Annotated in this window: 6 protein-coding genes; 4 read left to right on the forward strand and 2 right to left on the reverse strand. The window is 72.1% G+C overall.

The features are described from left to right. The first annotated feature begins 4 nt into the window (after positions 1-4). Entirely contained in the window at positions 5-1699 is a 1695-nt protein-coding gene (locus tag AB0399_RS13165; protein WP_366411326.1) for an FAD-dependent oxidoreductase, read from the forward strand. Positions 1700-2335: 636 nt separating this feature from the next. After that, positions 2336-2668, forward strand: a complete 333-nt coding sequence (locus AB0399_RS13170; RefSeq protein WP_366411327.1) for a MerR family transcriptional regulator — start codon at positions 2336-2338, stop codon at positions 2666-2668. Between the two features lie 117 nt (positions 2669-2785). On the opposite strand, the gene uvrA is transcribed toward AB0399_RS13170, so the two are convergent. After that, complete coding sequence (gene uvrA, locus AB0399_RS13175; protein WP_366411328.1) at positions 2786-5263, reverse strand: excinuclease ABC subunit UvrA; 2478 nt, start codon at positions 5261-5263, stop codon at positions 2786-2788. A gap of 210 nt (positions 5264-5473) precedes the next feature. After that, positions 5474-6736: an SGNH/GDSL hydrolase family protein gene (locus AB0399_RS13180; protein ID WP_366411329.1), complete on the reverse strand. Its 1263-nt coding sequence runs from the start codon at positions 6734-6736 to the stop codon at positions 5474-5476. A 472-nt stretch (positions 6737-7208) separates the two neighbouring features. Here AB0399_RS13180 and AB0399_RS13185 point away from each other — a divergent pair, with 472 nt between their 5' ends. Beyond that, a complete protein-coding gene (locus tag AB0399_RS13185) occupies positions 7209-7571 on the forward strand; it encodes a CU044_2847 family protein (protein WP_329372800.1) in 363 nt (120 codons plus the stop codon). 117 nt (positions 7572-7688) lie between these two features. Continuing rightward, positions 7689-11486: a trypsin-like peptidase domain-containing protein gene (locus AB0399_RS13190; RefSeq protein ID WP_366411330.1), complete on the forward strand. Its 3798-nt coding sequence runs from the start codon at positions 7689-7691 to the stop codon at positions 11484-11486. The last annotated feature ends 76 nt before the right edge of the window (positions 11487-11562 follow it).

Raw genomic sequence — 11562 nt, forward strand, 5'->3', positions numbered from 1 at the left:
AACCGTGCCGACCCCGACCCCGACACCGACACCGACACCGACGGCCGACGTCCACGGTGCCTACCCGCGGCTGACGGACGACCAGATCGCGACCCTGAGTTCCTGCGGACAGAAACGGCAGGTCCGCGAGGGGGAACAGCTCTTCCGGGCCGGCGAACGCGGTGACGAGTTCTTCGTCGTCCTCAGCGGCACGGTGGCCGTGGTCGAAGGCCGCGACGACCAGGAGCACGTCGTCCAGTTGCACGGTCCGCGCAGCTTCCTCGGCGAACTGGGCGTACTGGAAGGCCAGACCGCCTTCGTCAGCGCGGTGGTGAACAGGCCCGGAGAGGTACTGGCTGTGGGTTCGGCCGCCCTGCGCGACCTGCTCAGCCGCGAACCCGCGCTCGGCGACGTCATCCTGCGGGCCTACCTTCTGCGCCGTAGGATGCTGGCCGGCGCGGGCACGGGCTTCCGCATCATCGGCTCCGCCTTTTCCGCCGACACCCGGCGGCTGCTGGAGTTCGCCGCCCGCAACCGCCTCCCGCACCGCTGGGCCGATCTGGAGAAGGACACCGAGGCCGAGGCGCTGCTCACCCGTCTCGGGATCGCTCCCGAGGAGACCCCGATCGTCGTCTGGAACGACTACCGGGTGCTGCGCAATCCCTCCAACGTCGAACTCGCCCAGGTCATCGGGCTGCGGACCGAGACCGCCGCGAAGGCCGTCTGCGACCTGGTGGTGGTCGGCGCGGGACCCGGGGGCCTTGCCGCCGCGGTGTACGGCGCCTCCGAGGGACTCTCCACTGTCGTCCTGGACGGTGTGGCGACCGGCGGCCAGGCCGGGACCTCCTCCCGGATCGAGAACTACCTCGGTTTCCCCGCCGGGATCTCCGGCATGGAACTCGCCGAACGCGCCGTCGTACAGGCCAAGCGGTTCGGCGCCCGGATCGACGTCTCCGCCGAGGCCACCGGCCTCGAACAGCGCGACGGGACCAACGTGGTGCGACTCGCCGACGGCGGCACGGCCACCGCCACCAACGTCGTGGTGGCCACCGGCGCCCGCTACCGGCGGCTGACCGCCCCCGGCGTCGAGCGGTTCGAAGGACTCGGGGTCCACTACGCCGCCACCGTCTGGGAAGCACGGAACTGTCGCCTTGACCCGGTCGCCGTCGTGGGCGGCGGCAACTCCGCCGGCCAAGCAGCCCTGTTCCTGGCTCGCGAGTCGCCCGCCGTCCATCTTCTGGTCCGCGGTGGAGACCTGGAACACAGCATGTCCCGCTACCTGATCGACAGGATCGAGCGGCACCCCCGGATCGACGTCCGGCTGCATACCGAGGTCCGGGAGGTCACCGGCGAGGACCGGGTCGAATCCCTCGTCGTCGAGAACAACCGCACCCGCGAGCAGCAGGTGCTGGCAGCCCGCGCCCTGTTCGTCTTCATCGGCGCGCGCCCCGCCACCTCCTGGCTCGCCGACGCCGTCACCCTGGACCGGCGGGGCTTCATTCCGACCGGGCAGGACGTGGTCCAGGTGACAGCGGACCTCTGGAGTCGCCTCGCCCGCACCCCGCTCGCCCTGGAGACCGGTCTGCCGGGAGTCTTCGCCGTCGGCGACGTCCGCAGCGGCTCGGTCAAGCGGGTGGCCTCCGCGGTCGGTGAGGGCGCCATGGCTGTGCGCCTGGCGCACGAGCACCTCGGGGAGGTGGGAACGCCCGCCATCCGATGACCTCGGCGCCGAACACGTCTGCGGGCTGCCGCCGTGCCGCCGTGCCGCCGTGCCGCCGGGCGCTCCGGTCGCGCTCGAGGGCGACTACCTCTGCGATCGACACGTGAAAATCTACCTTCGCCGGAGTAGACATTGGGGGGCGGTGTGGCTATGGTTTCTCACGTAGCCGAGATCGAGCAGGGCCTGGCAGAGACGAACTGCCGGGCAGTAGTACTCGCAGTTGCAGGACGGTGCGGTGGTGGAGTTCCGGCGCTGGATTGCCAGATGGCGTCGGGGCTGACGACCGGACCGGGTGGCCCGCGGTGATCAGGGGCCGCCGGGAGAAGTACCGCAGTTCGGTAGGTGCAGTTCGCAGTACCAAGAGGTTTTCGGTCAGCAGAGGAAAGAACGGAGGGGCCAGGCGCCATCAGGATCGCCCGGGCGGAAATTGTGGGCCCGGGTACCGCAGGACATCGATAGTGAGGTGGTCTCCGGTCAAGCAACCGCGATCCCCGCGGCTCCGACAGCAGCACGGTCGGGCCAGCGGAAACAGAAGGTCGGCGCAGTACTGAGGCCGGCAGATGGTGTAGTAGTTCCTTCGGGGTCCTGGCGCCGTACGGTGCCAGGACCCCTCGACGCGTTCCACAGAGAGGTGCGATGACAGCAGACGACTCGTTCGGCCGGCTCGATGACGACGACTACCCCGCCTTCACGATGGGCCGCGCCGCGGAACTCCTGGGCACCACCGCCGGCTTCTTGCGCGCCATCGGAGAAGCCCGGCTGATCACTCCGCTCCGCTCCGAGGGCGGCCACCGGCGCTACTCGCGCTACCAGCTGCGCATCGCCGCCCGCGCACGGGAACTCGTCGACCAGGGCACCCCCGTCGAGGCGGCCTGCCGGATCATCATCCTCGAAGACCAGCTCGAAGAAGCGCAGCGCATCAACGCCGAATACCGTCGCGCCGTATCGCGGGAAGTGACCGAGAATTGACCTGCGGTCGCCGGAAGCGCCATGGACGTGTTCGCCGGCTGGTGCTGGAATTCCAGGCTCCGGATGGTCCCGGCGGCAGCTGATCGACGGCGTACGGTTCCGGGTCCGTACCGGGGTTCAGACGGGACGCCTCGCGAGCCGGGCCGCGAGGTAGGGCGCGGTGGCGCTGCGGCGGGACTTCGCCACCTTGGCCGGCGGGCCCGACGCGACCACCCGCCCGCCCGCGTCTCCGCCGCCCGGCCCGAGGTCGATGACCCAGTCCGCGGTGGCGATCGTGTCGAGGTCGTGCTCGACGAGGACGACCGTGTTGCCGGCGTCGACGAGCCGGTGCAGCTGTCGCAGCAGCAGCGCGATGTCCGAGGGGTGCAGCCCCGCCGTCGGCTCGTCGAGCAGGTAGAGCGCGTGCCCGCGGCGGGCCCGCTGCAGCTCGGTGGCCAGTTTGATGCGTTGCGCCTCACCACCGCTGAGTTCCGTCGCGGGCTGCCCCAGCCGCAGGTATCCGAGCCCCACCTCGCGCAACGTCTCCAGACTGCGGGATGCGGCCGGGACGGCGGACAGGAACTCGGCGGCGGCGTCGACGGACAGCCCCAGCACTTCCGCGATGTTCTTGCCGCGGTAGGTGACTTCCAGCGTTTCGGCGTTGTACCGGGCACCCTGGCAGGTCGGGCACGGCGCGTAGGTGCCGGGCAGGAACAGCAGTTCCACCGCGACGAATCCCTCGCCCTGGCAGGTCTCGCACCGCCCTTCGGGCACGTTGAAGGAGAACCGCCCGGCCGAGTAGCCGCGCGCCCTGGCCTCGTCCGTCCCCGCGTACAGCTTGCGCACCGCGTCGAACATCCCCGTGTACGTGGCCAGGTTGGACCGGGGAGTTCGGCCGATGGGCCGTTGGTCGACCCGGACCAGCCGGTCGAACGACTCGACCCCCGACGCGTCCTGGACGTCGACCTCCAGCTGTGCCTCGTCGGGGTCCTCGGGTACGAGTCCGAGGTGGCCGCGGACGACCTCGGCGAGCACCTGCGTCACCAGCGTCGACTTTCCGGAACCGGACACGCCCGTCACCGCCGTCAGGACGCACAGCGGCACGTCGACGGACACATGGTGCAGATTGTGGCGTGAGACGCCGCTCAGGTGCAGCCAGCCGTGCGGTGTGCGCGGGCGGTGGTCGAGCGGCTGGGCGCGCCCGAACAGGTACGCGCTCGTGGCCGACTCCCCGACCTGCTCAAGACCGGGGACCGGGCCGCTGTACAGCACGCGTCCGCCGCCCTCGCCCGCGCCGGGGCCGATGTCGACCACCCAGTCCGCCCGCCGTACGACGTCCATGTCGTGCTCCACGACGAACAGCGAATTGCCCGCCGCCTTGAGGCGGTCCAGCACCTCCAGCAGCGGTTCCGCGTCGGCCGGGTGCAGCCCTGCGGAGGGTTCGTCGAGGACGTAGACCACGCCGAACAGCCCCGAGCGCAGCTGGGTGGCGATCCGCAGGCGCTGCGCCTCGCCGGGCGACAGGGTCGTCGAGCGGCGCCCGAGGCTGAGATATCCGAGGCCCAGGTCGAGCAGTACGTCGACCCGCGCGACGAGATCGCCGCAGATCCGGACCGCGACCTCGGTGGTCTCCCCGGATCGGGCGGTCGACGTGGCGGCGTCGGCCTCGGAGCGCCCCACGACGGGCCGCAGCAGCGCCACGACCTCGGTGAGCGGCATCGCGTTGATCTCGGCGATGGAGCGTCCGGCGAAGGTCACGGCGAGCGCCTCGGGCCGCAGCCCGCTGCCGTGGCACTCGGGGCAGGGCACACTCCTGACGAACCGGAGCGCCCGTTCGCGCATCTTGTCGCTCTTGGAATCGGCGAGGACGTGCATGACATGCTTGCGGGCGCTCCAGAACTTGCCCTGGTAGCCGTAGTCGACCCGGTCCTCCTCCGGCTCGATGTACACGGAGGGCTGCTCGTCCGTGTACAGCAGCCAGTCCCGGTCCTTCTTCCTGAGCCTGCGCCACGGCCGGTCGATGTCGATCCCCAAGCCGCTCACGACGCTGCGCAGGTTGGCGCCCTGCCAGGCACCCGGCCAGGCGGCGATCGCCCCCTCGCGGATGCTCAGCGAGGGGTCCGGGACCAGCAGGTCCTCGGCGACGTCGTGCACGACGCCCAGCCCGTGGCACTCCGGGCAGGCGCCGGCCGCGGTGTTGGGTGAGAACGACTCGGCATCCAGCCGTGCGGCCCGGGGCGGATAGGTGCCGGCGCGGGAGTACAGCATGCGCAGCAGATTGGACAGCGTGGTGATGGTGCCGACCGTCGAGCGCGAACTGGGCGCCCCGCGTCGCTGCTGAAGGGCCACAGCCGGAGGCAGTCCGGCGATCTCCTCCACGTGCGGTGCGCCGACCTGGTTCAGCAGCCTTCGGGCGTACGGTGCCACGGACTCGAAGTAGCGCCGCTGGGCCTCCGCGTAGAGCGTGCCGAACGCGAGCGAGGACTTGCCCGACCCGGAGACGCCGGTGAAGGCGACCATCGCGTCCCGCGGAACGTCGACATCGACGTTCCGCAGGTTGTTCTCATTGGCGCCCCGGACATGCACGAAGGGGTCGGTCGCGTCCTCGTTCACCATTCCTGGTTACCTGATCGCGCCGGGAACCGCGCGACGGGCGCCGCCACCGAGCCCAGTGCCGGGACCGGAAGGGTTCACCGGTTCGCGGCGCCCGGCACGGCACCAGGCGACGTCCTACCAGGGTGGCGAGGCACGGTGCCTGACCCAGCCCGCCCACCGGTACTGCGCGTGAGCGGGCAGCGGACCGTGGTCGCTGCCCGCACACCGCGGTCAGGGCAGCAGGCTGAGGTCGACCGCGTCTGCGAGCGCCTGCATGCCGGCCTCGTTGGGGTGCAGGTGGTCGCCCGAGTCGAAGCGGGGGTCGAGGGCTGCCGGATCGGCGGGGTCGGCGACCGCCTTCTCGAAGTCGACCGTCCCGTCGAACGCCCCGCTGGTGCGTATCCAGGTGTTGACCGCCTGGCGGAGGGCCTCCGCGGAGTCGCTGTAGTAGCCGTTTCCCTTGTCCGGCAGGAGCGTGCCGCCGATGATCCGGACGCCGGCGGCGTGCGCCTGCCCGATCAGGTTCCGGTAGCCGTCGATCAGGTCCTGGGCGGTGAGGGGGGCGCCGTCGGGGCCGGCGTTGTTGCCGATGTCGTTGATGCCCTCCATCAGGATCACGTATCGCACCCCGGGTTGGCCCAGCGCGTCGTGGGCGAACCGCTTGGTCGCGCTGATCCCCTGCCAGATGTTCGGCACGTCGGTCAGCACCCGGTTGCCTCCGATGCCCGCGTCCACGACGCTCATCGGGTGCGGCCCGGACAGCCGGCGGGCGAGGTCGTCGGGCCAGCGGTGATACGCCCCGGCCGGGGTGTTGTACCCGTCGGTGATGGAGTCGCCGAACGCCACGACGGTGCCGCGGGCGCCGGGCGAGATCACGTCGAGACCGGACAGGTAGTACCAAGAGGTCGTCGCCGTGGTGTAGTTGCCGTCCCCCGTGTCGGCGGTGTGGTCGCCCGGCGTGGAGAGGTAGCTCGTGTCGAAGGCGTCGGAGTGCCAGGTGGCGGAGCTGGTCACCTCCGGGAGATAGACGCTGACCAGCACGTTGTGGTCGGCGGCGACGGACATCGCGACCGGGTCGCTGACCGCCTCCGCGCCGGCGGCGAGGGTGACGGACCTGTGGTTCGAGAAGGTGACCGCGTGCCGCGAACCCGGCACGGCGGTGGCCCGGTCCGCCTGCGCGGCGACGCTCACCGCTCCGATGGTGAGCGGGGTCGTGCCGCGCAGGTTGGACAGGTGTATCCGCAGGGAGGTGCCGCTGACGCTGGAGTGGGCGACCATGCGGATCGTCTCGTCGTCGAAGTCCGGTCCGCCGACGGTCATGCTCGGCGACCACGCGGCCACTCGTGCCGGGGCGGTGGCCCGGCCGTGGGCCGGGTGGGCGGCGGCGAGCGGCGCGCCCGCCGGCAGCCCGACGACGACCGCGCCCGCCGCGATCAGGGCCAGTAGCACCCGCAGTGCCCTTCCCTTGGTGCGCGGTCTCCTCGTGAGCAGCATGGTTCACCCTTCTCCCGTTCGGCAGCCGTCAGTCGAGCGTGAATCCGTCCACCAGCAGGTAGGTCCCACTGAGCTTGGTCACCGGAAGGTGGGGTGGGGCAGGAGCTGGGGTGCGGCGGGACCTCCGGGACACCCGGGGCACCAGGGGTTCAAGGGACACCGGGGGCGTAGACGTCCCATGAATATACGAGCCGACCCGGCCATCTCCTAGAGTCGTGCACGACCTTCCGAAAGAAGGTCCGACGTATGTCCCCGAACTGCCCCTGCGTGGGCAGCTCGTGGGCTCCAGAAGGAACGTACGGCCGCCGAGCCCGCGCGCTCGTCGCCGGAACGGCTGGCCGCACCCCGAAATCCCACCTCCGGCCGGGCCCCCGCGCGCCTTCGCCCGTGGCCTCACCCGAGGTGGCCGCGGGCTTCGCTGGTCCTCCGCTGGCGCCGGACGCGGCGGGGCTCGTTGTGGGAAGGTGATCCCATGACAAGTCGACTGCTTCCGCTGCGTGTTGGCGACGTTGACCTCATGGTCGAGACGGTCACGGTCGCCGGGTCGGAGCCGACCTCGCGGTTGCGGAACGCGAGCGGACGGGTCGTGGACGCCTTCGACCATGCCCGTGACGCGATCGTGGAGATCGCCTCCGCCACCGGGGAGGCGATCGGCCGGCTGACGCACGAGGCAACGCGCCCCGAGCAGGTGGAGGTGGAGTTCGGACTGAAGTTCTCCACGCAAGGCACCATCGTGGTGGCCGGCGTCTCCGGCGAGGCGTCGCTGGTGGTACGGCTGAAGTATCCCGCGCCGAGGGGCGAGCAGGGCGCCGCCGCGGCCGACCGCGCCGACTGACCACTCGTGGCGTACGACGAGGGCGGGACGACGCACGCACGGCTGAGCCGCCCGTAGGGAGAGGGCCGTGGCAGCGGCGTCCGCGGGGGGAGCCGGGGGAGACGGGGGAGCGCAACGGTGGTGGACGCGGTGTGGGACGCGAGGGTCCCCGGTTTCCTGGGCCGGGTCCTCGATGTCGACGGTACGCCCGTGGGCACCTGCTTCCAGGTGTCCCCTGGCGTGCTGGTGACGGCGGCGCACGTCCTCGCGGAGGCCGGATGCGACTGGCTCGGGGCGTCGTTGTCCGTGGACGCCCTGAACGGATCGGTGGGGCGCGCGCCCGCGCAGGTGGTGGCCGTCGACGTGCCACGGGACCTCGCGGTGGTGCGCCGGGCCGAGCCGCTGGCGGAGTCCGTCCCCGTCTCCCTGCACCCGGTGGCCTTCCAGGCGGACGTCGTCGTGACCGGCGTCGCCGAGGTGGACGACCCCGGCCACGGCTACCAGTCGCTGGACGCCCCGGGGAGCTGGCAGGGCGGCACCATGCGGGATGACCAGGTGATGCTGTGGCGCGTCAGGTCCGCGGACGTCATGCCGGGGATGAGCGGTGCCCCCGTGCTGCGCCTCGCGGACGGTGCCGCCGTCGGCGTGGTCTCCGCGCGGTACAACAGCGCGGACGGCTGGCTGCGGGACTCCGTGTGGGTGGCCCGGGTCGAGGACGTCGCTGTGCTGTTGTCGACCGTCCCGGGGATCGACGTGCGTCGGCGGCTCGTGTTCGCCGACGAGGTCGGCACCGTGCTGTCCGTACGCACCGTGGACACCGCCCTGGTCCGCGGGCGGGCCGGCGCGGTGGCCACACGCGTCGCACCCGACCCGGGGCCGGCCCGAGACCGGGGGGTGCCCGAAGGCGTCGGGGGCCTGAACGAGGCCGCGGTGGAGGCGGCCCGTGCGCTGATGGCGCTGGACGACGCGTACCGCGGGGTCGGCGGGGCCGGGGACGCGGCGGAGTGGTTGCTGTCGAGAGCCGTCGCCCACGGCCGACACGAAGGCGACGCCGTACGGGACTTCCGGCGCCGCACCCGGCTGCGCGGGCTCGACCCTCGGGTGCTGCTGCTCTCGCACCCGCAGCACGAGGAGGCCCTGCGCCACTGGTCGGCCCCGCTGGACGGCTCGCGCACGCGGAACGACCCGTACGGCACGGGTCCGAACGGCACGGGTCCGAACGGGACCGGTTCGAACGGCGCCGCACCCCGGACCTCTGACGCGCTGCTCGACTCCTTTCGGCACGTCCTGGTCGAGGAGTTGTCCGAAGAGCTCTTCGTCGAGCTCTCCGCGGTGTGCCGAAGGCAGTTGCGGGCGGTGCTCACCGACGGGCGGACACTGCACCTGGAGGCATTCCTCACCGCCCTCACCGCGCGGCTCCCGGAGCTGCGTACCGCCTCCACCCGCGCCGTCATGGTCCGCAGGCCGGACCCGAACGGGAACGGTGCGCAGGGCCAACAGGGCGGGACGAGCGGCGCCGCCCCCGGGGCGGCCGAGGTCCAGCGCCGCGCTCGACGGGCCGTGGCCGCGGCCCAGATGTGCCGTATCCCCGATCCCGATCCCTTCGTCCTCGGCCGTACCGAACTGGTCGCCGACGTGGTCCGCGCCGTACGCGGGAGCACGGCTTGGCAGGGCACGGCGACCGCGTTCCTGTCGGGGCAGCCGGGCGTCGGCACGTCCACCGTGGCCATCGAGGCCGCCCGCGCACTCGCGCCGGACTTCCCCGGTGGGGTCTTCCACGTCGACCTTCACGGACTGGTCCCCGACGCCCGAAGACCCGCCCGTACCGTCGTGCGGATGGTGGCGGAGGCGCTGGGCCTCGACATCGGCGCGGACCTCGACGCGGGGGAGCACCTGGGCGACGCCGCGCTGTTCGCCCGGTTCACCGCCGAACTCCAGGGCCGAGGGGTGCTGCTGGTGCTCGACGACGCCCTGGACGCCGCCCACGTCGCGCCCCTGGTGAAGCCCCCCGCCACCTGCGCGGTCGTCGTCACCTCCCGCGATCGCGTCCAGGGGTACGCCGACCGGTCACTCGTCTTCCGCGTGGAGCCGCTGACGCGCGACGCCGCGGTCCGGGTACTCGCCGCGTGCGACCCCGAGCGCAGCCACGACCCCGCCCTGCTGCACCGGTTGGCCCGGCTGTGCGCGGACGTGCCGCTGGCGCTGCGGATGGTCGGTGGACGGCTGGCGAGCCGCCCGGACCTGCCGGTGGACTACCTGCTGCACCTGCTGGAGGAGGAGTCGACCCGGCTGGACTACCTGGACTCGGGGGACCGAGCGGTGCGCGCGGCGATCAGGCTCAGCTACGACAACCTGGACGCCGCGGCCCGCCGCACCTTCCGGTTGATCGCCGCGGTGCCCGGCGCGGTGACGACCGGCGAGGAACTGGGCGCCTGCCTCGACGCCCCGGCGCTGCGCCAGGAACTGCTCCTCAACCGGTTGGTCGACCGCAGTCTCGCCCAACACGCCGCCTTCGTTCGCACTTTCTCCGGCGGCGTGCTCGCCTCCTTCGCCCTCTTCGACCTTGTCCTGCTCTTCGCCAAGGAGCGCCTGGCACAGGAGGAGCCGGAGGAGGACGTACACGACGTCACCTACCGCTCCGTCCAGTTCCTGCGCGACCGGCTCGGCCAGATCAACCGGGGGGAGCCCGACGCGGAACTGTCCGGCGCCCTCGACCCGGCCCGCTTCCACGCGGCGGTGCGTACGGCGGAGGAACGCGGATGGCTCGCGCTCGCCCTGGAACTGGCGGAGGGGGTGGCGGCCCTGTACCAGGCGGGCGGCGAGCTCGACGGCGAGGTGGCGGCCAACGACGTTCGCGTCCACCTCCACCAGCGCCTCTCGGCGCCCGCCGATGCGGTACGGCTGTGCTGGGACAACGCGGAGCTGCTGCGCGACACCGACCCGGCGCGCGCACTGGTGTACGCGCAGCGGGCCCGTGACATCGCCGGGGCCCACAACCTGCACGCGGGGGCCGCCGAGGCCGACTTCCTGATCTCGCTGATGCAGTGGGACCAAGGCGACGCGGCGGCTGCCCTGGCGTCCGGCCGGCGCGCGGTCTCCGTGCTGACCGCCTTGGGTCTGGCGGCCACCGCCGTCCCGATCGCCATCAACAACTCCAAGCTGGCCTTCGAGACGGCGGGCCCGGAAGAAGCCCGCGCACTGGCACTGCGCGCCCATGAACTTGCCGAGGGACACGGCACCGCGGAACTACGGGCCTCGGCGCTCTTCCAAAGGCAGCGCGCCGAGCTGTGGGCGGGCAACCACGCTGAGGCGCTCCCACTGGCGTGGCGCGTCGAGACCGCGTACACGACGCTCGGCAACTGGTGGACAGCGGCCGTCGCGTGCGAGAACGGGGCCTGTGCGGCAGAAGCTCTTGACGATCACCACGCGGTGAAGGACCTGGTTGCCCAAGCCGTCGAGCACTGGCAGCGCTGCAACACCCCGCCCCACCTCGTGAGCGCCCTGATCGACCTGAGCGCGGCCCACATCCGCCTCGACGAGATGGCACGCGGAGCGGAGGCGCTGACCCGCGCGGTTGCCGCGCTCGACCTGGACGACGGCGCGAACGTGTCCGCCGCCCTGAGCTCCGAGCTGTTGCTGCGCTATGCCGCGGTGTACGCCCTTTTCGACGCCATCCCGCCCAGCGCGGGCCTCGACCACGCGCTTCGATCCGCCGCTGAAAGCGCGGTGCACGACGGAGATCCGGACCCGGATGTCGAACGCCTCCGGACCGACCTCCGCTGCTTCCTCACCACCGGCACGGGCCGCGGCAAGGCCACGAAGGCAGCCCGCGACCTGCTGTCCACCGGCACCCGCCATCCCCCCGCCGACGAGGTGCGGCTGCACGAGACCCTGGGCACCGAGTCCGCCCCACGTCCGGCACTCGGCACCGCCTGACGCCTCGTACGAAAGTCGACGTCGGGGAGGCATCCCGGCGCATGAGGCTGGTCGCTGGCAGCTATAGCCGGTCGGG

The organism is Streptomyces sp. NPDC088194, assembly GCF_040702025.1.
GTDB lineage: Bacteria > Actinomycetota > Actinomycetes > Streptomycetales > Streptomycetaceae > Actinacidiphila.

Coding starts and splice junctions, on each gene's coding strand:
- AB0399_RS13180 (WP_366411329.1), bottom strand. CDS start 6,736: ATGCTGCTCACGAGGAGACCGCGCACCAAGGGAAGGGCACTGCGGGTG.
- AB0399_RS13185 (WP_329372800.1), top strand. CDS start 7,209: ATGACAAGTCGACTGCTTCCGCTGCGTGTTGGCGACGTTGACCTCATG.
- uvrA (WP_366411328.1), bottom strand. CDS start 5,263: ATGGTGAACGAGGACGCGACCGACCCCTTCGTGCATGTCCGGGGCGCC.
- AB0399_RS13170 (WP_366411327.1), top strand. CDS start 2,336: ATGACAGCAGACGACTCGTTCGGCCGGCTCGATGACGACGACTACCCC.